21 protein-coding genes are annotated in these 22,515 nt (G+C 72.0%); 7 read left to right on the forward strand and 14 right to left on the reverse strand.

Annotated features, from left to right (window positions below; genetic code table 11):
* Positions 1–64 precede the first annotated feature (64 nt).
* From ACZ3OF_RS27260 to ACZ3OF_RS27270, 3 genes are read right to left on the reverse strand one after another with little or no spacing between them, the layout of a single operon-like run.
* A complete protein-coding gene (locus ACZ3OF_RS27260; RefSeq protein WP_260226045.1) occupies positions 65–826 on the reverse strand; it encodes a DUF3710 domain-containing protein in 762 nt (253 codons plus the stop codon).
* A 1-nt stretch (position 827) separates the two neighbouring features.
* The gene (gene dut, locus ACZ3OF_RS27265) at positions 828–1,340 is read right to left on the reverse strand and encodes a dUTP diphosphatase (protein WP_361680470.1); all 513 of its coding nucleotides are present in this window, start codon (positions 1,338–1,340) and stop codon (positions 828–830) included.
* Entirely contained in the window at positions 1,340–1,924 is a 585-nt protein-coding gene (locus ACZ3OF_RS27270; protein WP_361680467.1) for a PaaI family thioesterase, read from the reverse strand. Before ACZ3OF_RS27270 ends, dut begins: the two co-directional genes overlap by 1 nt.
* Positions 1,925–1,982: 58 nt before the next feature.
* Between ACZ3OF_RS27270 and ACZ3OF_RS27275 the strand changes: the two genes are divergently transcribed.
* Entirely contained in the window at positions 1,983–2,468 is a 486-nt protein-coding gene (locus ACZ3OF_RS27275; RefSeq protein WP_361680464.1) for a DUF3093 domain-containing protein, read from the forward strand.
* A gap of 68 nt (positions 2,469–2,536) precedes the next feature.
* Here ACZ3OF_RS27275 and ACZ3OF_RS27280 read toward each other — a convergent pair whose 3' ends face one another.
* The 4 genes from ACZ3OF_RS27280 to ACZ3OF_RS27295 form a co-directional block, all read right to left on the reverse strand.
* A complete protein-coding gene (locus ACZ3OF_RS27280; RefSeq protein WP_361680461.1) occupies positions 2,537–3,559 on the reverse strand; it encodes a hypothetical protein in 1,023 nt (340 codons plus the stop codon).
* Positions 3,560–3,571: 12 nt separating this feature from the next.
* Entirely contained in the window at positions 3,572–3,868 is a 297-nt protein-coding gene (locus ACZ3OF_RS27285) for a DUF4193 domain-containing protein (RefSeq protein WP_003955561.1), read from the reverse strand.
* Positions 3,869–4,262: 394 nt separating this feature from the next.
* The gene (locus ACZ3OF_RS27290) at positions 4,263–5,498 is read right to left on the reverse strand and encodes a sensor histidine kinase (protein WP_361441823.1); all 1,236 of its coding nucleotides are present in this window, start codon (positions 5,496–5,498) and stop codon (positions 4,263–4,265) included.
* Between the two features lie 4 nt (positions 5,499–5,502).
* Positions 5,503–6,156: a response regulator transcription factor gene (locus ACZ3OF_RS27295; protein ID WP_024758527.1), complete on the reverse strand. Its 654-nt coding sequence runs from the start codon at positions 6,154–6,156 to the stop codon at positions 5,503–5,505.
* Positions 6,157–6,552: 396 nt separating this feature from the next.
* Here ACZ3OF_RS27295 and ACZ3OF_RS27300 point away from each other — a divergent pair, with 396 nt between their 5' ends.
* Positions 6,553–6,726 carry a hypothetical protein gene (locus tag ACZ3OF_RS27300; RefSeq protein ID WP_260226051.1) on the forward strand — a complete coding sequence of 58 codons (174 nt, stop codon included), beginning with the start codon at positions 6,553–6,555 and terminating at the stop codon, positions 6,724–6,726.
* Between the two features lie 80 nt (positions 6,727–6,806).
* On the opposite strand, the gene ACZ3OF_RS27305 is transcribed toward ACZ3OF_RS27300, so the two are convergent.
* Both ACZ3OF_RS27305 and ACZ3OF_RS27310 read right to left on the reverse strand, forming a co-directional pair.
* The gene (locus tag ACZ3OF_RS27305; protein WP_467307349.1) at positions 6,807–7,643 is read right to left on the reverse strand and encodes an inositol monophosphatase family protein; all 837 of its coding nucleotides are present in this window, start codon (positions 7,641–7,643) and stop codon (positions 6,807–6,809) included.
* A gap of 9 nt (positions 7,644–7,652) precedes the next feature.
* Complete coding sequence (locus tag ACZ3OF_RS27310) at positions 7,653–8,780, reverse strand: ferrochelatase (protein ID WP_361680455.1); 1,128 nt, start codon at positions 8,778–8,780, stop codon at positions 7,653–7,655.
* A 157-nt stretch (positions 8,781–8,937) separates the two neighbouring features.
* Between ACZ3OF_RS27310 and ACZ3OF_RS27315 the strand changes: the two genes are divergently transcribed.
* Positions 8,938–10,200, forward strand: a complete 1,263-nt coding sequence (locus ACZ3OF_RS27315) for an MFS transporter (RefSeq protein WP_361680452.1) — start codon at positions 8,938–8,940, stop codon at positions 10,198–10,200.
* A complete protein-coding gene (locus ACZ3OF_RS27320; RefSeq protein ID WP_467307352.1) occupies positions 10,139–11,479 on the forward strand; it encodes a D-arabinono-1,4-lactone oxidase in 1,341 nt (446 codons plus the stop codon). The genes ACZ3OF_RS27315 and ACZ3OF_RS27320 overlap by 62 nt, the downstream gene beginning before the upstream one ends.
* Before the next feature lie 3 nt (positions 11,480–11,482).
* Here ACZ3OF_RS27320 and ACZ3OF_RS27325 read toward each other — a convergent pair whose 3' ends face one another.
* Positions 11,483–12,289, reverse strand: coding sequence for a hypothetical protein (locus tag ACZ3OF_RS27325; protein WP_467307354.1), 807 nt, complete (start codon positions 12,287–12,289; stop codon positions 11,483–11,485).
* A gap of 417 nt (positions 12,290–12,706) precedes the next feature.
* Here ACZ3OF_RS27325 and sepH point away from each other — a divergent pair, with 417 nt between their 5' ends.
* On the forward strand, positions 12,707–13,771 hold the full coding sequence (gene sepH / locus ACZ3OF_RS27330; protein WP_467307356.1) for a septation protein SepH: 1,065 nt from the start codon (positions 12,707–12,709) through the stop codon (positions 13,769–13,771).
* Between the two features lie 100 nt (positions 13,772–13,871).
* Here sepH and ACZ3OF_RS27335 read toward each other — a convergent pair whose 3' ends face one another.
* Entirely contained in the window at positions 13,872–14,708 is an 837-nt protein-coding gene (locus tag ACZ3OF_RS27335; protein ID WP_361680441.1) for a sulfurtransferase, read from the reverse strand.
* Positions 14,709–15,000: 292 nt separating this feature from the next.
* On the opposite strand from ACZ3OF_RS27335, the gene ACZ3OF_RS27340 reads away from it, so the two are divergent.
* Positions 15,001–15,771: a VOC family protein gene (locus ACZ3OF_RS27340; RefSeq protein WP_361680438.1), complete on the forward strand. Its 771-nt coding sequence runs from the start codon at positions 15,001–15,003 to the stop codon at positions 15,769–15,771.
* Between the two features lie 106 nt (positions 15,772–15,877).
* Here ACZ3OF_RS27340 and ACZ3OF_RS27345 read toward each other — a convergent pair whose 3' ends face one another.
* The 3 genes from ACZ3OF_RS27345 to ACZ3OF_RS27355 form a co-directional block, all read right to left on the reverse strand.
* Positions 15,878–17,245, reverse strand: coding sequence for a polysialyltransferase family glycosyltransferase (locus ACZ3OF_RS27345; RefSeq protein WP_467307359.1), 1,368 nt, complete (start codon positions 17,243–17,245; stop codon positions 15,878–15,880).
* Between the two features lie 4 nt (positions 17,246–17,249).
* Complete coding sequence (locus ACZ3OF_RS27350; protein ID WP_361680432.1) at positions 17,250–18,215, reverse strand: glycosyltransferase family 2 protein; 966 nt, start codon at positions 18,213–18,215, stop codon at positions 17,250–17,252.
* Between the two features lie 113 nt (positions 18,216–18,328).
* Positions 18,329–20,962 carry a YfhO family protein gene (locus tag ACZ3OF_RS27355; RefSeq protein WP_467307362.1) on the reverse strand — a complete coding sequence of 878 codons (2,634 nt, stop codon included), beginning with the start codon at positions 20,960–20,962 and terminating at the stop codon, positions 18,329–18,331.
* 327 nt (positions 20,963–21,289) lie between these two features.
* On the opposite strand from ACZ3OF_RS27355, the gene ACZ3OF_RS27360 reads away from it, so the two are divergent.
* Positions 21,290–22,513: an MFS transporter gene (locus ACZ3OF_RS27360; protein WP_361680427.1), complete on the forward strand. Its 1,224-nt coding sequence runs from the start codon at positions 21,290–21,292 to the stop codon at positions 22,511–22,513.
* The last annotated feature ends 2 nt before the right edge of the window (positions 22,514–22,515 follow it).

The following is a 22,515-nucleotide window of genomic DNA, read 5'->3' on the forward strand; positions in this document are numbered from 1 at the left end:
ATTCCGGACAAGCTGTTCGGAATGCGGCCCACCGGCCTCGATCTGCCTGCGGTACGGAACGGGGTCAGCGGACCTCGGTGATCTCCGGTCCGCGCTGGAGCTGGCCCATGCCGCCGGAGAAGCGCGAGCCCTCCTGCTCCTCCTGCTGCACGCCGTCCGGCACCATCTGCGCGTCGTTGGGCAGCTTGAGGACGATCGGGTCGCGCGGGGCCATCGGGCCCTCGCCACGGACCACCACGGTGTCCCGGACGATCTGCTCCAGGAGACCGGCGGCCTCGGGCTGCACCGCGCCCTGGCCGGAGATGACTCCGCGCAGGAACCAGCGCGGGCCGTCGACGCCCACGAAGCGCACCAGCTGCACGCCGCCGGTGCCGTCGGGCAGCTGCACCGGGACCTGGGCCCGCAGCTCCCAGCCCAGCGGCCCCTCGACCTCGTCGATGACACCGCCCTGCTGGGTGATGCCGGAGGCGATCTCCTCGCGGACCTCGCCCCAGATGCCTTCCTTCTTCGGTGCGGCGAATGCCTGCAGCTGTACCGCGCTGTCGCGCAGCACGACGGTGGCCGCGACGATCGCGTCGCCCGCGACCTCGACCCGGAGCTCCATGCCCTCGACTCCGGGCACGAAGATGCCACCGAGATCCACGCGCCCGTCCTCGGGCTTGGAGACCTCGGAGATGTCCCACGGCCCGTCGGGCCGGGGCGCCGGCGGAAGGTTCACCCGACGCGGCGCTCCGGCCGTGTCGTCAGTGTCGACCTCGTCGACGACCTGCTCGGCCTCGCCCGCTGCGTCCTCAGCGGCACCGCTCTTCTTGCGACGTCCGAACACGTCACTGTCCTTCCCGGTCGGATACGACCGAAGCGTATCGATTCCCACCCGTTGTGCCGTCCACAGCGGAATGACCGCCGGTGGACCCGAAGCCCCCCTCGGCCCGCGCCGAGCCGGGAAGCTCCGCCACCTCGTGGAAGCGCACCTTCTCGACCTGCTGGACGACCAGTTGGGCAATCCGGTCGAACCGTTCGAACCGCACGCTCTCACGCGGGTCGAGATTGACCACGATCACCTTGATCTCTCCACGGTACCCGGCATCCACCGTCCCTGGGGCATTCACGAGGGCGACTCCGCACCTGGCAGCGAGCCCGGAGCGCGGGTGCACGAACGCGGCGTAGCCGTCGGGCAGGGCGATGGAGATCCCGGTGGGCAGCACGGCCCGCTCCCCGGGGGCCAGAACGGCCGCCTCGGTGGTCACGAGATCGGCGCCGGCGTCGCCGGGGTGGCCGTAGGCGGGGATCGGTACGTCCGGGTCCACACGGCGGATCAGTACGTCGACAGGGTTGCTCATCAGGGGTTCACCTCGAAGGCGCGGGCGCGCCGGACCTGGTCGGGGTCGGACATGGCGGCGCGGATCTCCTCCGGGCGGCCGTTGTCGATGAAGTGGTCGACCTTGACCTCGATGAAGAGGGCGTCGGCACGGACCGCGACGGGGCCTTCCGGCCCGCCGATCCGGCCGACGGCGGTCGAGTAGATCTTGCGCCCGTGCACGGCGGTGACCTCGGCCTCCAGGTGCAGGACGGTGCCGACCGGGACGGGCCGGGCGAAGTCGGTCTCCAGACGTCCGGTGACGGCGATGACGCGCAGCAGCCAGTTCAGGGAGCCGAGGGTCTCGTCGAGCGCGGTGGCGAGGACGCCGCCGTGCGCGAGGCCGGGGGCGCCCTGGTGGTCGGGGGTCACGGTGAACTCGGCGGTGACGGTCACGCCCTCGCCGGCCCGGGCCTCCAGATGGAGCCCGTGGGGCTGCCCGCCGCCGCAACCGAAGCAGTGCTCATAGTGCGCGCCGAGCAGCTCGCCGGGGGCGGGCGCGTCGGGGTGGCGTACCGGCGGTATGGCGTCGGTCGGCGGGGTGAGGGCAGGAGATGTTGCGGTCACAGCCGCAGACCTTACCCGCGAGGCCAGGCGCAGGTCGCGCCGTGCCAAGCTTGGACGCATGCAGCCTTCCCCCTCGTCCCCCGCTCCGACCGCCGCACCGCGCTTCGACGAGCGGCTGACCGCCCCCGGCTCCTGGTGGGTGATCACGGTTCTGCTGGGCCTCAGTGGCGGTCTGGTCATGTTCCCGCTGGGTACGGTCCCGGCGCTGGGCGGGCTGATCGCCGCGGGCGCGCTGGCGGCCGTGGGCGTCTCCTCGTACGGCTCCGCCCGGATCCGGGTGGTGTCCGGTTCGCTGGTCGCGGGTGAGGCCAGGATCCCGGTCTCGGCGCTGGGGACGCCCGAGGTGCTCGACGCGGAGGAGGCGCGGGCCTGGCGCACGTTCAAGGCCGATCCGCGCGCCTTCATGGTGCTGCGCAGCTATGTGCCGCGGGCGGTCCGGATCGAGGTCACGGACCCCGAGGACCCGACGCCGTACGTGTACCTCTCCAGCCGCGACCCGGAGGGTCTCGCCGCGGCCGTCGAGGCGGCCCGCGACGAGGCCTGAGCCCGCGCCGGGTCCTGGGCCCGCACCAGGTCCTGGGCCCGCACCGGGTCCTGAGCCCGCACCGAGGCCTAGAAGCCGATCTCCTTGGGGTTCTCGGGCTGCTCCAGCGGGGGCAGCCCCTCCAGGGCCTCCCAGGGCACCTGGCGCGCGCGCAGGTCCTTGCGGACGTGCTCGGCGAGCTTCCTGGTGTCACGGCGGTTCATCACCGCGCCCACGGCCGCGCCGACCATGAACGGCATCAGGTTGGGCAGGTTGCGCACCATGCGCTTCATGATCTGCTGGCGCAGCTCGCGCTTGAACTGCCCGCCCAGTGCCGCGTTGACCGTCATCGGCTTCGCGGGGTCGATGCCCCGCTCCTCGGTCCAGGACGTCAGATAGGCCGTCGACCGCTGTGTGAGCGCGCCGGGCGGCCTGAGCCCGTACACCTCGTGCAGCTCGGCGACGAGCTTGAGCTCGATCGCGGCGACTCCGGTGATCTCCGCGGCGAGTTCCGCGGGCATGGCGGGGGGCACGGGCAGCATCGCGGCCGCTCCGATGCCGGCGCCGACGGTCGAGCTGGCGTTGCAGGCGCCCGCGATGAGTTTGTCGGCGATCTGCTCGGGGCCGAGCCCGGGAAAGTGCTTGCGCAGGGTCGCCAGGTCCCGGACCGGTACGCGGGGGGCGATCTCGATGATCCGGTCGGCGAGATAGCCGATGCCGGCCTTGGCGCTCTCACCGCCACGCTTCACGCCGCGTTTGACGGCGTCGATCCGCGCGCGGTCGAGCTTCATACGGTCCAGCTGGGCGCGCGCCGGATCGGCGACGCGCTTCACGGCGCCGCGACGGCGTCCGCCCCGCTCCACCGGTACCGGTGTCGCGGATGCTTCGGTCGCGGACGTACCGGACACGGGTGTGCCGGGCGTGGCCGCTTCGAGCGAGGCCGAGCGGCCTCGCTCGTCGTCACGTGCGCCGAGAGAGGGCAGGAGGGCGGTCTCCTCGGCTTCCGGTGCCTCCTGGGCACCTTCCGCCGCCTCGTTGCCGCCCTGGTTCGCCTCCGGCTTCCTGGGAAGCCGGAAGCGACGCTTCCGAGAAGGTGTGTCGTCGCCTGCCACGGCCGACCGGTCTCAGTCGCAGTCGCGGCAGATCGGCTGACCGTTCTTCTCACGAGCCAGCTGGCTGCGGTGGTGCACGAGGAAGCAGCTCATGCAGGTGAACTCGTCGGCCTGCTTCGGCAGGACCCGTACGGCGAGCTCCTCGTTCGAGAGGTCCGCGCCGGGCAGCTCCAGGCCTTCGGCGGCCTCGAACTCGTCGACGTCGACCGTCGAGGTCGACTTGTCGTTCCGGCGGGCCTTCAGTTCCTCAAGGCTGTCCGAATCGACGTCGTCGTCGGTCTTGCGTGGGGTGTCGTAATCCGTTGCCATGTCGCTCTCCCCCTCTGGGTGGTTGCGGTGTCTCCAGCGCACGTAACGCGTGAGAGGCCGGACTTGTGCCCGACCTGAGGCGGAGATTTTGCCTCACATCAAGGTCTGTTACTCAATCGACACCCAACCGGCCCTCTCACGAGTGATCGGCTTTGGGTGGCGAACGGGACCGTACACGGTCCTCCTGCCGTCCTTCACGGGCGCCACCCCGTGTACTTCCCGTCATCCAGAGCCCCGGAAACCCGGACTTTTCCGGGTTTTCCCATGGATTTCTCGATCACGGAGAGTGGAGCGCCGGATGCGCGCCCCTGTGATCGATCACACATGAGCGTCTCAGGAACGGGATCCGAAATTCCGCGCAAAGCGAACGGAACCGGCTGGTACCCGAAGTGTGTCAGATCGGGAGAGTGACACGCATCACGAGACCGCCGCCTTCGCGGGGCTCCGCGATGATACGGCCACCGTGGGCGCGCGCGACGGAACGCGCGATCGACAGGCCGAGACCGACGCCCTTGTCGCTTCCGGTGCGCTCCTGCCGCAGCCGTCTGAACGGCTCGAAGAGGTTGTCGATCTCGTACGCGGGAACGACGGGACCCGTGTTCGAGACGACCAGGAGCGCCTGGCCGTGCTCGGTCTCGGTGGTGACCTCGACCCAGCCTCCCTCGGCCACGTTGTACCGCACGGCGTTCTGGACCAGGTTCAGGGCGATCCGCTCCAGCAGGACGCCGTTGCCCTGGACGACGGCAGGCCCGCACTCGCCGCGGATCTCCACGCCCTTGGACTCGGCCTCCGCGTGCACCTGGTCGACGGCGCGCGAGGCGACCTCCGCCAGGTCGACCGGCTTGCGCTCGACGATCTGGTTGTCGCTGCGGGCCAGCAGCAGCAGGCCCTCCACCAGCTGCTCGCTGCGCTCGTTGGTGGCGAGCAGGGTCTTGCCGAGCTGCTGGAGCTCGACGGGCGCGCCGGGGTCGGAGAGGTGGACCTCCAGGAGCGTGCGGTTGATCGCCAGCGGCGTGCGCAGCTCGTGCGAGGCGTTGGCGACGAACCGCTGCTGGGCGGTGAAGGCGCGCTCCAGGCGCTCCAGCATCTCGTCGAAGGTGTCGGCGAGCTCCTTCAGCTCGTCGTCCGGGCCGTCCAGCTCGATCCGGCGGGCGAGGTCGGATCCGGCCACCTGGCGGGCGGTCCGGGTGATCCGGCCCAGCGGAGAGAGCACCCGGCCCGCCATGGCGTAGCCGAAGGCGAAGGCGATGATGCTCAGGCCCAGGAGAGCGAAGAGCGAGCGGCGCAGGAGGTCGTCCAGGGCCAGGTCCCGCTGGTGCTGGAGACAGGCGGAGACGGCCTCGTTGAGCTGCTCCCCGGTGCCCGTGGCGGGCAGCTGGCACCAGGAGGTGGTCGGCTGGACCTCGCCCTTGACGACCTTGAAGGGCAGCTCGGAGGCGCTGTCGCCGAGCGCCTGCGCGGTGAAGAGGTAGATGATCGACAGCAGCAGGATGCCGGCGATCAGGAACATTCCGCCGTACAGCAGCGTGAGCCGTATGCGGATCGTCGGACGGAGCAGGGGCCTGACAGGGTCCCGGGGGTCCCAGGTCGGCTTCGGGGGCGCCTGTGGCGGCGCCGGGGTAGCGGCCACGGGGTCAGATCCGGTAGCCGGAGCCGGGCACGGTCACGATGACCGGCGGCTCGCCCAGTTTCCGGCGCAGGGTCATCACCGTGACCCGTACGACGTTGGTGAACGGGTCCGTGTTCTCGTCCCAGGCCTTCTCAAGGAGCTGCTCGGCCGAGACGACCGCGCCCTCGCTGCGCATCAGGACCTCCAGGACGGCGAACTCCTTCGGGGCGAGCTGGACCTCCTTGCCCTCGCGGAAGACCTCGCGGCGGTTCGGGTCGAGCTTGATGCCGGCGCGCTCCAGGACGGGCGGCAGCGGCACGGTGGTGCGCCGGCCGAGCGCGCGCACGCGCGCGGTGAGCTCGGTGAAGGCGAAGGGCTTCGGGAGGTAGTCGTCGGCGCCCAGTTCCAGACCCTCCACGCGGTCGCTGACGTCACCGGAGGCGGTGAGCATCAGGACGCGGGTGGGCATGCCCAGCTCGACGATCTTCCGGCAGACGTCGTCACCGTGGACCAGCGGGAGGTCGCGGTCGAGGACGACCACGTCGTAGTCGTTCACCCCGATCCGCTCCAGGGCTGCGGCGCCGTCGTACACGACGTCGACGGCCATGGCCTCCCGGCGCAGTCCGGTGGCCACCGCATCGGCGAGCAGCTGCTCGTCCTCGACGACGAGTACGCGCACGTCGGTCATTCCTTCCTACGGGCCCCTGCCACTGATGCGGACCGGGCGATGGTGAGCACTGACTGTGCGTGTCCATCCTGCCCGGTACGCGCGTAAACCGGCTGTAAGGCGGCGTACGGGCGGGGAGGGAGGGGCTCCTGGAAGGGCCGGGGGCGCGTGGAAGCGCGGGCGGGGTCGGAGGGGGCGTGCGAAGAATTCACCTGACTTCACGGGCCAGTTGAGGTTTCTGTGAGGAAACTCCTGGGGAGGACGTCTGCACACCCCGTGATCACGCCCTGTATGTGGCACGTACGTGGCACGCCACATGCCCGCTCTGTCCCCCCAGAGGTAGCAGCGTGTGATCCACCCACCCTCGGCACACCCCCGTGCCACCGACCCATGACGAGGGGGCGCACGATGGACGCTTTCACCGCAGGACTGCTGCAGCGCATAAGGACCGCGCAGACCGACCTCACACGGGCACGCGAGACGGGCGACGACTTCCTCGCGGAGGTCGAGCAGGCCGAGCTCGAGGACCTGCACCGACTCGCCGCCGAGCACGGCGTGGAGGTCGGCGCCGCCAGCGCCTGACCCCTGACTCTGAAGAGGCCCCGGTGTCGCCGACACCGGGGCCTCTTCACGTCTGCGGGGCCGCGGCCGCCGCGGTGGGCTCAGTCGTGCCAGGCGCCGAGCTCCTCCAGGAGCTGCTGGAGGGGCTCGAAGACGCCGGGCGGGGCGGCGATGGCCAGATCGCCCGAGGGGCGCTCTCCGGGGCGTCCACCGGTCAGGGCGCCCGCCTCCCGGGCGATCAGGTCCCCGGCGGCGAGGTCCCAGGGGTTGAGGCCGCGCTCGTAGTAGCCGTCGAGCCGGCCCGCGGCGACGTCGCAGAGGTCGATCGCGGCCGACCCGCCGCGCCGGATGTCGCGCAGGCGCGGGATCATCCGCTGGGCGACGTCGGCCTGGTGGGCGCGGCGGGTCTGGACGTAGGCGAAGCCGGTGGAGATCAGCGCCTGGTCGAGCGGCGGCGCGGGACGGACCGCGAGGCGGCGGCCCCCGAGGTGGGCTCCGCCGCCGAGCACCGCCCGGTACGTCTCGCTCCGCATCGGCGCCTCGACCACGCCGACGACGGTCTCGCCGTGCAGCTCGGCGGCGATGGAGACCGCCCAGGTGGGGAGGCCGTACAGGTAGTTCACCGTCCCGTCGAGCGGGTCGATCACCCAGCGGACCCCGCTGGTGCCGGGGCTGGCGGCGCCCTCCTCGCCGAGGAAGCCGTCGTCCGGCCGGTGCTCGGCGAGGAAGCCGGTGATCAGCTTCTCCGCGGCGATGTCCATCTCGGTGACGACGTCGATGGGACTGGACTTGGTCCTGGCCACCGTCAGGTCGTCCGGCCGGCCGTCGCGCAGCAGCGCGCCGGCCCGGCGCCCGGCCTCCAGGGCGAGGTCGAGCAGTTCGGTCAGCAGGGCGGGGTCCGGGGCGCCGGTCGGGGCGGGGTTCACGGGCTCGGTCACAGGGGCTCCTCAGGCGTACGGGCTGTCGGCGCCGGCCGCCGCGGGCCGCTCCGCCCGAGCGGGGCAGCAGCCGATCGGACAGAGGTCGTGGGAGGGTCCGAGGGCGCCGAGGGCGCAGCGCTCGACGCGGACACCGCGCTCGCTCGCCGCGCGCTCCAGGACGAGGTCCCGTACGGCCGCGGCGAACCGGGGGTCGGCCCCGACGGTCGCCGAGCGCCGCACCGGAAGGCCCAGCTCGGCGGCCTTGGCGGTGGCCTCGGTGTCGAGGTCGTAGAGGACCTCCATGTGGTCGGAGACGAAGCCGATCGGCACCATGACGGCGGCCGGGACCCCGGCGCCGTGGAGCTCCTCCAGGTGGTCGCAGATGTCCGGTTCCAGCCAGGGGATGTGGGGGGCGCCGCTGCGGGACTGGTAGACGAGCTTCCAGGGGTGCTCGACGCCGGTCCTCCGGCGGACCTCGTCGACGATCACCCGGGCCACGTCCAGGTGCTGCTTCACGTAGGCCCCGCCGTCGCCGTGCTCACCGACGGGACCCGAGGAGTCGGCGGCCGAGTCCGGGATGGAGTGGGTGGTGAAGGCGAGATGCGCGCCGGCCCTGACGGACTCGTCGAGCTCGGCGAGCGAGGTGAGCACGCCCTCGACCATGGGGTCGACGAAGCCCGGGTGGTTGAAGTAGTGCCGGAGCTTGTCGACCCGGGGCAGCGGGAGCCCCTCCGCCTCCAGCTCCGAGAGCGCGTCGGCGAGGTTCTCGCGGTACTGCCGGCAGCCGGAGTACGAGGCGTAGGCGCTGGTGGTGAGGACGGCGATGTGACGCCTGCCGTCGGTGACCATCTCCCGCAAGGTGTCGGTGAGGTACGGCGCCCAGTTCCGGTTTCCCCAGTAGACCGGGAGGCCGAGGCCGGCCTCCGCGAAGTCCTCACGCAGCGCGTCGAGCAGCGCGCGGTTCTGGTCGTTGATCGGGCTGACGCCGCCGAAGAGGAAGTAGTGCTGCCCCACTTCCTTCAGACGCTCCTTGGGGATGCCTCGGCCGCGGGTGACGTTCTCGAGGAACGGGACGACGTCGTCCGGGCCCTCGGGGCCGCCGAAGGAGAGCAGCAGGAGGGCGTCGTACGGTGCGGGATCGTGCTGATCGGACATGGCACAGATCCTCCCACCCTTCCCCTGCCTACGGCGGGGAGACCCCTGCTGACGACGGGCGGCCCGCCCCGGCCGAAAAAGCCGGTGCGGCATCGAGTTCAACACCGTAGGCTTTAGCTATTAATTACACGTGTTGAGCAAACGCCCGGAGATCCCCTTGCCCAGTCCCTATCGCGCGATCTTCGCGGCGCCCGGCACCCGGTCGTTCTCGGTCGCCGGTTTCATCGGCCGGATGCCGCTGTCCATGATGGGCATCGGCGTCGTCACGATGATCTCCCAGGTCACCGGGCGGTACGGCCTCGCGGGCGCACTCTCGGCGACCATGGCCATGTCCGCCGCCGCGCTGGGCCCGCTGGTGTCCCGGCTGGTCGATCGGTACGGCCAGCGGCGCGTGCTGCGCCCGGTCACCCTCGTCTCGCTGGCCGCGGCCGCCGGGCTGCTGCTCTGCGTCCAGCAGGGCGCCCCCGACTGGACCCTGTTCGCCTTCACCGCCGTGATCGGCTGTGTGCCGAGCCTCGGCGCGATGACCCGGGCCCGCTGGGCGGAGATATACCGCGGCGAGGCCCGCCGGCTGCACACCGCGTACTCCTGGGAGTCGATCGTCGACGAGGTGTGCTTCATCTTCGGCCCGATCATCTCGATCGGTCTGTCGACGATCTGGTTCCCCGAGGCGGGACCGCTCTTCGCGGCCGTCTTCCTCGCCATCGGCGTCTTCTGGCTGACCTCGCTGACCGCCACCGAGCCGAAGCCGCACCCCCACGACGGAAGCTCCGGCGGTTCGGCGCTCCGCTCTCCCGGCCTCCAGGTCCTGGCCCTCGCCTTCGTCGCCACCGGCGCCATCTTCGGCTCCATCGACGTGGTGACGGTGGCCTTCGCCGAGGAACAGGGCAGCAAGGCCGCCGCCAGCCTGGTGCTCGCGGTCTACGCGCTGGGCTCGTGCCTGGCCGGCGCCGTCTTCGGTCTGCTGCACCTGAAGGGCGAGCCGTCCCGCGCATGGCTCCTGGGTGTCTGCACGATGGCCGTGAGTATGATCCCCCTCCTACTGGCCGGGAACTTGCCGTTGCTGGCCGTGGCGCTCTTTGTCGCGGGCCTCTCCATCGCACCGACGATGGTGATCACGATGTCCCTCGTCGAAGCGCACGTACCTCGCACCAAGCTGACCGAGGGCATGACCTGGACAGGGACCGGGATGGCCATCGGAGTGGCGCTCGGCTCCTCGGCCGCCGGCTGGGTCGTCGACGCGTCGGGCGCGGAAGCGGCGTATGTGGTGCCCGTGGTCTCGGGCGCGCTCGCGGTCCTGGTGGGTCTCCTGGGCTACCGCCGGCTGCGGAGGCCGGTGCCGACAGGGGAGGGGCAGCGTGAGCAGTACGCCGACGACGCGGTGGACGAGCACGAGGGCGACGAGCAGCCCGTGGCGTAACTGGGCGGGGAACGTCACCTCCCGCCCCGCGCGGGAGGTGAGCCCCGCCTCGGCCGACGAGTTGGCCGAGGCCCTCAGGAAGGCCGCGGCGGACGGGCTGCGGGTGAAGACGGTCGGGACCGGCCACTCCTTCACCTCCATCGCCGCCACGGACGGGGTGCTCATCCGCCCCGACCTGCTGACGGGCATCCGGCGGATCGACCGCGAGGCGATGACCGTGACCGTGGAGTCCGGTACTCCGCTCAAGCGGCTCAACGTGGCGCTGGCCCGTGAGGGCCTGTCGCTCACGAACATGGGCGACATCATGGAGCAGACGGTCGCCGGGGCCACCTCCACCGGGACGCACGGCACCGGTCGCGACTCGGCCTCGATCGCCGCGCAGATCCGGGAGCTGGAGCTGGTCACCGCGGACGGGCAGCTGCTGACCTGTTCCGAGAAGGAGAACCCGGAGGTCTTCGCGGCCGCCCGGATCGGCCTCGGCGCGCTCGGCGTGGTCACGGCGATCACCTTCGCCGTGGAGCCGGTCTTCCTGCTCACCGCGCGCGAGGAGCCGATGACCTTCGACCGGGTCACCGCAGAGTTCGACGCGCTGCACGCGGAGAACGAGCACTTCGAGTTCTACTGGTTCCCCCACACGGACAACTGCAACACCAAGCGCAACAACCGCAGCGCGGGCCCCGCCGCCCCGCCCGGGAAGGTCAGCTCCTGGATCGACGACGAGCTGCTCTCCAACGGGGTCTTCCAGCTGGCCTGTTCGCTGGGCCGCGCGGTACCGCCGGTCATCCCCTCGCTGGCCAAGGTCTCCAGCCGCGCGCTGTCGGCCCGTACGTACACCGACATCCCGTACAAGGTCTTCACCTCCCCGCGCCGGGTGCGCTTCGTGGAGATGGAGTACGCGCTGCCGCGCGAGGCGGCCGTCGCGGCCCTGCGCGAGGTGAAGGCGATGGTCGAGCGCTCGCCGCTGAAGGTGAGCTTCCCGGTGGAGGTGCGGACGGCTCCCGCCGACGACATCGCGCTCTCCACGGCCTCGGGCCGGGAGACGGCGTACATCGCCGTGCATCTCTACAAGGGCACGCCCCACCGCGCGTACTTCACCGCGGTGGAGCGCATCATGACCGCGCACGGCGGCCGGCCGCACTGGGGCAAGGTGCACACCCGGGACGCGGCCTACTTCTCCGAGGTCTATCCGCGCTTCGCCGAGTTCACGGCGCTGCGCGACCGGCTCGACCCCGGCCGGCTCTTCGCCAACGACTATCTGCGGCGCGTGCTGGGCGCCTGACGGTCATTCGGCGGGCGCCCCGGTCTCCGGAGCGCCCGCGCCGGTGGACGGCGTGCCCGTCGTCGCGGGCGGGGTCGGGGTCGGCGTCGGGTCGGACGGTGTCGTCGTCGCGGGCGCAGTGGGGGTCGGCGTGGGCATCGGGTCGCCGCCGGTGGAGCCCGACGGGGTCGGAGTGGGGTCGGGGGTGCTCTCGCCTGCGCCCGGCGTCGCGTCGCCGACGGGGGTGGTGGCGCCGCCCTCCTGCCGCTGTCGCCCCTGCTGGAGCGAGGGCTCGTCGCCGGACGGCGTCTCCTTCCGGGTCTCCCCGTCGCCCCGGACGACGGAGCCGAAGGTGGTCCGCCCCTTCGTGCCGCTGAAGTCCTGATCGGAGATCAGTTCGTAGGCGGTGATGCCTCCCATGGCCACCAGGAAGACGAGCGCGGCGCCGACGGCGGAGCGCTTCCAGCCCCGGACGCGCGTGCCGTGCGTGGTCGCCCGGCCGAACTCCTCGTCGTACGGGGGCGCGGCGGGCCCGCCGACGGTCATGAGCACCTGGGTGCGGTCGGGGGCCGCCCGGCGCGCCGGGGCCTTCGACGGCTCGACGGGAACGGCGACCTCCCGTATCTGCTCCCCCGTGCGCTTGAAGAGGTGCTGGAAGACCGAGCCGCCGCAGGTCGCGATGACACTGATCACACCCGCGCCCAGGATCGTCCCGTACACGCCGAGCGTGGAGGCGAGTTTGGCCGCCACGACCGCGGCGACCGCGGAGCCCGAGACCTGAGCGATGCTCAGATCGAGCTTCTTCTTCCCACCGTTCTTCTCCTGCTCCATACCCACAAGGGACAAATGGGCGAAGGGAAAAGTTCCGTTTCTGCTGTTTCTGTGAAGAGCGCCACGCGGAGGCGGAGATCGCGGAGACTCAACTCCCGTACCCCCGGAGAAGTTGGGCGGCGCGCCGGTCCACCCAGGTGGCCCGAATGGAGTACTGTGGCGATCCCTGGGTCACGGCTCCCTCATGGGTGCCGGGACGCGGGGAGGGGGCCGAAAGCGGCACTCGAACCGGCGGCGCCAAGGCATCGCGCGGTAGCCCGCTGCGGAGCGTGACCGTCGGTCACTCTGCGTCGCAGATGGGTAACCGTGCCATAACGGCGTTCCAGGGTCCAGGCCCGACACGCCGGGCAACTCGGCAAGGTTGTGGCAGGCTGCACCCGGGCAGGCCACACTCGACTAGCGGAAGCAGCGACGCACGTGACGTCGGCAGGCACCACCCGGGAGGTCCCCATGCCCGAACTGCGTGTCGTGGCCGTCTCCAACGACGGCACACGACTGGTGCTGAAGGCTGCTGACAGCACGGAGTACACGCTTCCGATCGACGAGCGGCTGCGCGCCGCCGTGCGCAACGACCGCGCGCGTCTCGGTCAGATCGAGATCGAGGTGGAGAGCCACCTCCGCCCTCGCGACATCCAGGCGCGGATACGTGCCGGTGCCTCCGCCGAGGAGGTCGCCCAGCTCGCCGGGATCCCCGTCGACCGCGTACGGCGCTTCGAGGGGCCCGTGCTCGCGGAGCGGGCGTTCATGGCCGAGCGGGCCCGCAAGACACCCGTACGCCGGCCCGGCGAGAACACCGGACCGCAGCTCGGCGAGGCGGTGCAGGAGCGGCTGCTTCTGCGCGGCGCCGAGAAGGACACCGTGCAGTGGGACTCCTGGCGCCGTGACGACGGCACGTGGGAGGTGCTGCTCGTCTACCGCGTGGCGGGCGAGGTGCACACCGCGAGCTGGACGTACGACCCGCCCCGGCGGCTCGTCCAGGCCGTGGACGACGAGGCGCGCGCGCTGATCGGCGAGACGGACGACTCGATCGCCGCCGCGCCGGAGCCGAGCTTCCCGTTCGTGCCCCGGATCGCCCGGCTGCCGCGCGACCGGCCGCTGGACCGCGCGCTCGACCGTCAGATCGAGCGTCCGGCTCCGGTTCCCGAACCGGAGGAGGAGCGCGACTCGCTGACCAGCCTGCTGGAAGCGGTGCCGAGCTTCCGTGGCGACATGGTCGTCCCCGACCGGAATGCCGACCCGACCTCCACCGAACCGACCGACGAGCCCGAGGCGGAGGAGCCGCCGGCCCCCGCGGCCTCGGCCGGAGCCGGCTCGGCCTACGCCGACGTCCTGATGCCGCGCGCGGTCTCGGGCCACCGTGACCGCCTGACCGGCACGACGGACCGCCAGGCCGAGGCGGACGGCGTCCGCCCGGGCCGTCGCGCGGCGGTCCCGAGCTGGGACGAGATCGTCTTCGGCACGCGAAGGAAGAAGCAGGACTGACGCCCGTACGAGAAGGGGGCCCGCACCGGGATCGGTGCGGGCCCCCTCTTCTCCCACGGGCTTCCGTGCGGCGGGTCGGTCCGGCCACGCCGGGCCGGGACTACTGCGGGTCCGGGCCCTTGGCGACCGGGCGGGCAGGGTCGTTCGACCATTCCGACCACGATCCGGCGTAGAGCGCGGAGGGGATGCCCGCGATCGCGAGGGCGAGGACCTCGTGCGCGCCCGAGACGCCCGAGCCGCAGTACACGCCGACCGCGCCGTCCTCCCGGGCGCCGAGCGCGGCGAAGCGGTCCGCCAGCGCCCCCGCCGGGAGGAAGCGGCCGTCCTCGTCCACGTTCTCCGTCGTCGGCGCCGAGACCGCGCCCGGGATGTGGCCTCCGACCGGATCGATCGGCTCCACGTCGCCGCGGTAACGCTCCGCCGCCCGCGCGTCGAGCAGCAGTCCGGAGCGGGCAAGAGCCGCCGCCCCGTCCCCGTCCAGCAGCCCGACGTCGCTCGGGTGCGGTACGAAGTCGCCCGGCTCGGGGCTCGGGATCTCCTTGGACAGCTCGTTCCCGGCGGCCGTCCACGCCGCGAGGCCCCCGTCCAGGACCCGTACGTCCGTGTGGCCGGTCCAGCGCAGCAGCCACCACGCCCGGGCGGCGCCCCATCCGAGCCCGCCGTCGTAGACGACGACCGGGGTGTCCGCCGAGACACCCGCCCGGCGCATCGCCGCGCCGAAGACCGCCGGGTCTGGCAGCGGGTGCCGGCCGCCGCGGCCGGGCGGACCGGCCAGTTCCGTGTCCAGGTCGACATAGACCGCGCCAGGGATGTGCCCGGCCTCGTAGTCCGGCAGCCCCGGCGGGCCGCCGAGCTGCCAGCGGACGTCCAGGAGGACCGGGCGCCGGGCCCCGGCCGAATCGCTCGCGAGTTCGCCTGCGGTGATGATGGGCTTCATGGGTGCCATCCTCGCGCAGCCCGCGCTGCCCTGGACCACCTTCCCCGGACCGTCCCGTGGCGACGGCGGGACGACCCGGCGACGACAGGACGGCGCGGCCGTGGCGCGCGAAGCGCTCAGGGGTGCGAGCATCTGGACGGGGCGCGCGACCGACGCGCGTGTACGGCGGGTGAACGGCGGGCAGGTACCCGCTGCGGGCCCCGAGGGCCCCGCTCCCACCCGCCCGTACGAGCTCGTGCGCACGCTCGGTCCCCCCGCACGGCCACGACGATGGTCCGAGGAGAGAGTGACGATGACCGAGGCGACTCGGCGCACACCCGGTACACCCTGTTGGGTGAGCTTGATGGTGCACGGCATTGACGCGACGCAGGAGTTCTACGGCGGGCTCTTCGGCTGGGAGTTCGTGCCCGGTCCGCAGCAGCTCGGTCCGTACGTCCGCGCCCTGCTCGACGGCAAGGAGGTGGCGGGCATCGGCCAGCTGCCTCCCGACCGGCATCTGCCGGTCGCCTGGACCACCTACCTGGCCACCGACGACGCCGACGAGACGGCCGAGGCCATCCGCTCCTGCGGCGGCACGGTCGCGGTCGGCCCGCTCGACGCGGGCGAGGCCGGCCGGATGGCGATCTGCTCGGACCCGGTCGGCGCCGTGTTCGGCGTCTGGCAGGCCGGGCTGCACCGGGGCACGGCGGCCGCGGGGCCGCCCGGGACACCGGTCTGGAACGAGCTCCTGACGTACGAGACGTCGGCGATCGCCAAGTTCTACCGGACGGTGTTCGGGTACGAGGCCGAGCCGGTCGTCTCCGCCGACTTCGACTATCTGACCCTCCACCTGGACGGACGTCCGGTGGCGGCCCTGCACGGCGCAGGCACCGGGCTCCCCCGCGACCGGGGCGCGCACTGGCTGACGTACTTCGAGGTGACCGACACCGACGCGGCCGCCCGTCTCGTCACCGAGCTGGGCGGCCAGGTGCTGCGGCCGCCCAGGGAGGGCACGGCGGGCCGGAGCGCGGTGGTGGCGGACCCGGAGGGGGCGGTCTTCACGATCGTCCACTCGGCGAACTGACCGACGCCGTCCTGCGAGCCCGGGACCGGGCTCGGACCGGGCTCGGACAGGGACCGGGTTCGGACCGGCCGCGGACCGGCACCCGGCCGCGGACCGGCACCCGGGCTCAGCTCCCGCCGCTGCGCGTGAGGGTCCTGCGCAGTCGGGATCCACCGGTCCGGGCGGCCGGATCACCACCGGGCAGGCCGAGCGTCCCCAGCCGCTGCCCGTCGAAGTACCGCGCCATGTCCGCGTTCCCCCGGTGCTTCTCCAGGAACGCGGCGGTCTCGTCGCGCAGCAGGGGGTGGAGCCTGGACCGCATGCAGAAGCCCACGGCCCGGACCAGCGGCGTCAGGGTCTCCGGCCCGGCTCCGGGCACGGCCGGTCCCGTACCGGTCTCCAGGTCGGGCACGATGTGGTCCACGACGGTCAGCGGCACCCGGTTGCTGTTCTCGTACGGCGTGAGGCGGGCCAGGACCGTGTCCGTGCCCACCCGGGCGACGGGGACGCCGTAGTAGACGGACGCGGTGACCATCGCGGTCGAGAAGCAGCCGACGACGAGCGTCGGCCGGCAGCGCTCGTAGAAGGTCTCGGCGAGGAGCGGACCGTCCAGGACCGTCAGCCGTACGCCGGCCTCCTCGGCCGCCTCGTGCAGGGCCGTGCCGTAGCGGGCGGGCGCGGTCGGGTGCGGCTTGAAGATCACCGAGGTGTGCCCGGCGGCCGCGGCACCGCGCAGCATCCGGATGTGCAGCTCTTCCTCCTCGTCGGCGGAGAGGATGGAGAGCGAGGCGAGGTACTGGCCGAGCAGCAGGGCCGTCGGCTGGGCCTCGACCGCCGCGGTGACCTGCTGGTCGCCGTCGGCCGCCTCGGCGATCTCCGAGAGGATCCCGCGGAACGCCTCGTCGGGTACCAGCTCGGGCTCGACGCCGTACTCGGAGAGCAGCAGGGGGCGCAGGCCGGGCACCAGGTCGAGGTGGAGCAGCCGCCCGATCCGGCAGGCGATCGACTGCGGCAGCTCCTCGCGCGTCGGCCCGTAGCTCATGAGGCCGTCGGCGTAGACGTCGACGGTGCTCTCGGCGAAGGCCGCCGCGAGCGCCTTGGCCGGATTGACCTGGATGGACTCGACGATCAACTCAACCGGGGCGGTGCCCAGTTCCCACGCCGTCCGGAACACCCGCTGCCACAGCGGGGCCTCCTCCGGGCGCGGCGCCCAGGTGGCGGGGTGGTGCGGGTGGATGGCCTCGTTCCAGTCGATCACCTCGTCGAAGCGGGAGGCGATCCGGTCGTAGCCGGTCATCGTGTCCAGGCGCAGCGAGGTCTCCGGGATCGCCGCGTTGTTCGACACGAGCAGGATGCGCCGGGCGTCGTCGGGGGCGCCGAACTGGCCGGCGTCGATCGCCGCCGCGAGGGTGGCCGCGCCGTAGAGCGTGGACACCTCGAAGATCTGGATACGCGCGGTCGAGGTCGTCGCGCTCTTCGCGGTCGTCGTGGTCATGGGGTCAGGCCGTCCTTCCGGTGGCGCGCAGGCCGCGGAGCAGGGTGCTGCGCGCGGGGTCCATCGTCGCCAGCGTCTCGTCGAGCACCTGCTGCGGCATCCGGCGCAGGGCGTCGGCCACGTTCCTCTTGAGCCGCTTGGTGACGGCGGGCTCGTACTGGTCGGCCTTGCCCATGTGGAAGGCGATCATGGCGCAGTACGTGCGTACCGCCTTGGGCAGGAAGCGGTCGGCGTCGCGGTCGGCCGCCACCTCGTCGAGCAGGAGGTCGTACGACGGGATGAAGTCGAGCTGGCGGTTGTCGGTGATCTGGGTGAGCGAGGTGGTGACGCCGCGCCGGTAGAAGACTCCGTGCAGGTTGAGGGCCGCGTAGGTGGTGGCCTTCAGGTGGAGGCGCCAGATCCAGAGCCGATCCTCGGCGGTGCGCAGCTTCGTCTCGAAGCGGGAGGCGCCGTTCTCGAAGAGCCGGCCGCTGTAGATGCCGAAGGGGACGAAGGGGTAGTCGACCATCGTCACCATGCTGGCGGGCGCGATGCCGTCGCGCGGATCCATCACCGTCTCGCGCTGCTTGGCGGGGGCGTACCGGATGGCGCGCTTCGTGCCGGTGGACAGCACGTGGTCGGTGCGGGCGAAGTCGCAGCCGAGGGTCTCGATGCCGCGGACCATGCCGCGCAGATGGCCGGGGGCGTACCAGTCGTCGCCGTCGAGGAAGGTGATGTGGTCGCCGGTGGCCGCGTCGATCCCGGTGTTCCGGGCCTGGGCCACGCCGAGGTTGGTCTCGTGGCGGATGACCTTGGCGTTCGGGATGCGGCTCTGCCAGCGGTCCAGGACGTAGGGCGTCTCGTCCGTCGAGCAGTCGTCGATCAGCAGGAACTCGAAATCCGGGTCCGCGTTGTTCGCGAGGCTGCGCATGGTGTCGGACGCATAGATCCCGACATTGTGGAACGGGACGATGACGGACAACTTCGGCACTCGGATTTCCCCACACTCAAGCAGATGTACTGACAAGCAATCGATCACTCAGGCGACTCGGCTCACGGTGTTCACCAGGGCGGACGCCTGCCAGGCGGGCAGCGTATCCACCGCTATGTCCCCCCGGTGGAGCCCGATGTGCACTCCAGGTGAACTCTTGTCGCCCTGCGCGCAAACCGGTGCCGGAAGCCGAGCGCGAGAAGGGCGAGGAGCGATATGGCGGCGATCGCGCCGCCGATGCGCAGTCCCGGGGGCCGGAAGGTGCAGCTGACCGAGGTCGTCGTGGAGTCGATCGGGACGGCCAGGAGGCCGAGGTACCGCTGCGCGGGGGCCGGCGAGGCGTCCCCGGCGGCACAGCTCCAGCCGGAGATGCGCGGGGCCGCGATGAGGGCGGTTCCCGTGCTGCCCGGGGGGAGTTCGGCGGTGAGCGTGTGACCGGAGACGCGCACGGAGGTGGCTCCGGTCGCCGTCAGCTTCCGCACGGCGGTGTCGAGGCGCTCCTTGTCCAGGCAGCCGACGGGCTGCCGTGGCAGGGACGCGGCCCGCGCGTTGCCGCGCAGTTCGATCCGTACGGCGCCGGACGCCGGGACCGTGCCGAGCGTCTGCATCGGCCCCTGTACGGACGGCAGTCCGCCGAAGAAGGTCACGGGCGGGCGTCCGGTCTGGGCGGCCGTCCCCTTGAGTTCGGGTGCCCAGAGCCAGAGTTGGCTGCCCGCGGGGCAGGAGGCCGTCAGCGTGGTGACACCGCCGGGACCGTCCGTACCGCGCACCCGGTCCGGCATGGTGTACACCGCCGAGCCGAGCAGCAGCTCCTGGTTGGCGAACGGGGAGTCGCCGAAGGCGGCGTCCCGCGCGGGGAGCTTCACGTCCGGGCGGACCGTGACCAGCGGCGGCACGGGCGTGTCGGTGACCGTGATCGCGCCCTCGGGCAGGGTGTCCGGTGTGACGGGCGCCGAGGGTGTGGAGCGCATCCGGGTGCCGATGGAGAAGATCGCGTCGGTGACCGGGTTGTCGAGGCTGACCGGGTGGCGGCCCTTGGCCCAGAAGCCGAAGCCGAGGGCGGAGGTGGTGCGCGCGTACGTGTCCGCGGTGAGGCTGGAGTAGTACTCGGCTCCCTGGCCGCCGACGAGCAGGACGTCGTTGCCGCCCGGCAGTTCGCCCGGATCCGTCCGGTGGCGCGGCCAGGCGTTCTTCGCCTCCACGGTGCGCGCCATGCCCTCCTGCCAGGGTCCGACGCGCGGGTTCCACTGGACCCTGCTCAGCTCCTGCTCGGCGATCCTGCCGCCCGTGAGCGCGGTCTCCCCGGCCTGGGCCACGACGAGGAGGCCGACCGCCAGGGCCGGCAGGGCCCTGGCGCCGACCGCGTACCGCCGGGCGAGCAGGGCGGCGACGGCGGCGAGCACCGCGAGGGCCAGGGCGGCGGCGAAGGCGGGGTAGGTCCAGCGGTCGACGACGAGGCTGTCGCGGGCCCCGAAGGCCAGGGCGGCGAGGAGTGCGGCGGCGCCGAGGAGCGCGGGCAGCGGGGGCAGTCCGCGGGTGGTGGAGAGCCAGGCCGCGATCAGCAGCAGCCCGCAGAGCACGAAGGTCTGGCGGTACGGAAGTCCGTTGGGCGAGGCGCCCGCGTGCCAGAGGAGGTGGGTGGGGCCCCACTGGAGCGAGAGCGCGACCAGGCAGATCGCGGCCGTCCAGGCGATACGGATCCGGGGCGCAACGGTGGTGTTGAACGGCAGCGTCAGCGCGAGCGCGAGGGCCGGGGTGCCGATGAAGAGGGCGGGGGTGGCGACACTGGCCGTGGCGGGGAGCAGCCGGGCGAACACCTCGGTCCAGGCGACGGGGGTGAACGTCACCTCGGGGGTCGGGTCGGCGATCCGGGTGGCCAGGAAGATCACCAGGATGAGCGGGGCCGCGAGACCGATGCCGAGGAGCACGGAGCGGGAGGCGCGCAGCAGTCCGGACAGGCGCCTGCGGGCCGTCGTGTCGGCCGTGAGCAGACGGACGGTCAGGACGACGGCTGCGCCGAGGGTCGCCATGTACGCCGTGTAGAAGTTGGCGAACCAGGCGAGGGCGACGACGAGCGGGCCGAGGACCGGGCGGCGCGCGGTGCGGGCCCACTCCCCCACCAGGCAGAGCAGGGGGAAGGCGAGCAGTCCGTCGAGCCACATCGGCACGGTGGCGCCGTAGTTGAGGGTCCAGCCGCACAGCGCGTATGCCGCGCCCAGGACGGCGGCCACCTGCCAGGGCCCGCGGCGCAGCCTGAGGAGCAGGACCGCCATGGCCGCACCAGCGGCGGTGATCTTGGCGGCGGTGATGACGTAGAGGGCGAGTTCCGTGCGGTCGGCCGGGAAGAAGACGACCATCAGGTCGAACGGGCTGCTCAGGTACGTGCCGTAGTCACCGAGGAAGTTCGATCCGAAGCCGGCGCTCCAGTTGAGGAACAGGTCGCCGTCCGCCTCGCCGAGCAGGACCTTGCGCCAATGGGCGTGGAACGGCAGGTACTGCTGGCCGAGGTCGACGGTGTTGCGGGTGGTGGGGCCGAACGGATAGCTGCCGGCGAGCCGGGTGCCGAGGCAGAAGACGAGACAGGTCAGCAGGGCTGCCGCGGTGGCCGCACGTACGCGGATGCTGTGCCGGGCCCGGCCGAGGTAGCGCTGCGGGCGGTTCCTCGTCCCGTTCGCCGCACCGGGCGGCTCGCCCCCGGTGCGCGCGCCTTCGCCCTGATCGGGCACGGTCTCGGCAGCAGGGGGCACACGTCCTCCGGGGTGTGTCGCGCGGCGCGCGGTTACGCGTGGGCCCGGTGTTCACGTCCACGTCACCGGCAGAGGGCCATTACCGCCGAGCCGAGCGACTCGAATCCGATCAGGAGGCGGTCTTCCGGCACACCCGAGGTGAACACGAGGTGCCGCGGGCGGTTCCCGGCGGCCAGCCTCCCTTCCTTGCGCCGGGCGAGACACAGATCACTGCACACGGAGGTATCCACCTCACGCAATATCCTCCGCTTGCACTTAGCCAGCGTCTGCAACTATTGTCGAAGCACGCAAGACCCCCCTGCAAACATTTCTGGAAGGTGCTTCGCCATGCCTCTCGCGCTCCTGGCCCTGGCCATCGGGGCCTTCGGGATCGGCACCACCGAGTTCGTGATCATGGGCGTGCTGCCCCAGGTCGCCGGCGACTTCGGTGTCACCATTCCCACGGCCGGCTGGCTGGTGACCGGCTACGCCCTCGGTGTCGTGTTCGGCGCCCCGCTCCTCACGGCGCTCGGCACCAAGGTGTCCCGCAAGAAGATGCTCCTCTTCCTGATGGGCCTCTTCATCGTCGGCAATCTGCTCTCCGCCGTCGCCCCGTCCTTCGGCATGATGCTGATCGGCCGGATCGTGGCCTCCCTCGCCCACGGCGCGTTCTTCGGCATCGGTTCGGTCGTCGCCGCGGGCCTGGTCGCCCCGGAGAAGAAGGCGTCCGCGATCTCGCTGATGTTCATGGGCCTGACCGTCGCCAACGTCGTCGGCGTCCCGCTCGGCACCTACATCGGCCAGGCGGCCGGCTGGCGCGTCACCTTCACCATCGTCGCCGCCCTCGGCGTGCTGGGCTTCCTCGGCGTGGCCAAGCTCGTGCCGGAGATGGGCCGGCCGGAGACCTCGGGCGTCCGCACCGAGTTCGCCGCCTTCAAGAACGTCCAGGTATGGCTCGCCATGGCGATGACCGTCCTCGGCTACGGAGGCGTGTTCGCAGCCGTCACGTACATCACCCCGATGATGACCGACGTCGCCGGCTACAGCGAAGGCGCCGTGACCTGGCTGCTCGTCCTCTTCGGCATCGGTATGTTCCTCGGCAACCTGCTCGGCGGGAAGTTCGCCGACCGCGCCCTGATGCCCATGCTGTTCGTCTCCCTCGGCGCGCTCTCCCTGACGCTGCTGACCTTCACGGCCACCGCCCACAACAAGGTCCTCGCCGCGATCACGCTCACCCTGATCGGCGCGCTGGGCTTCGCCACCGTGCCCCCGCTGCAGAAGTGGGTCCTGGACCAGGCGAAGCAGGCCCCGACCCTCGCGTCGGCCGCCAACATCGGCGCCTTCAACCTCGGCAACGCCCTGGCCGCCTGGCTCGGCGGTGTCGTCATCGCCTCGGGCCTCGGCTTCACCGCCCCGAACTGGGTCGGCGCGCTGCTCTCCGGAACCGCCCTGCTGCTGGCCTTCCTCGCCGCGTTCCTGGACCGGCGGACCCGGGCCGCCGCCGCGTCGCCCCGCGCCGAGGCCGGCCAGGTCCCGGCAGCAGCCCCGCCGGTACCGGCCGGGCTGCACTGACC

It is taken from the genome of Streptomyces sp. NPDC022552, assembly GCF_055561875.1.

Coding starts and splice junctions, on each gene's coding strand:
- dut (WP_361680470.1), bottom strand. CDS start 1,340: ATGAGCAACCCTGTCGACGTACTGATCCGCCGTGTGGACCCGGACGTA.
- ACZ3OF_RS27275 (WP_361680464.1), top strand. CDS start 1,983: ATGCAGCCTTCCCCCTCGTCCCCCGCTCCGACCGCCGCACCGCGCTTC.
- ACZ3OF_RS27285 (WP_003955561.1), bottom strand. CDS start 3,868: ATGGCAACGGATTACGACACCCCACGCAAGACCGACGACGACGTCGAT.
- ACZ3OF_RS27300 (WP_260226051.1), top strand. CDS start 6,553: ATGGACGCTTTCACCGCAGGACTGCTGCAGCGCATAAGGACCGCGCAG.
- ACZ3OF_RS27310 (WP_361680455.1), bottom strand. CDS start 8,780: ATGTCCGATCAGCACGATCCCGCACCGTACGACGCCCTCCTGCTGCTC.
- ACZ3OF_RS27325 (WP_467307354.1), bottom strand. CDS start 12,289: ATGGAGCAGGAGAAGAACGGTGGGAAGAAGAAGCTCGATCTGAGCATC.
- ACZ3OF_RS27335 (WP_361680441.1), bottom strand. CDS start 14,708: ATGAAGCCCATCATCACCGCAGGCGAACTCGCGAGCGATTCGGCCGGG.
- ACZ3OF_RS27340 (WP_361680438.1), top strand. CDS start 15,001: ATGACCGAGGCGACTCGGCGCACACCCGGTACACCCTGTTGGGTGAGC.
- ACZ3OF_RS27345 (WP_467307359.1), bottom strand. CDS start 17,245: ATGACCACGACGACCGCGAAGAGCGCGACGACCTCGACCGCGCGTATC.
- ACZ3OF_RS27360 (WP_361680427.1), top strand. CDS start 21,290: ATGCCTCTCGCGCTCCTGGCCCTGGCCATCGGGGCCTTCGGGATCGGC.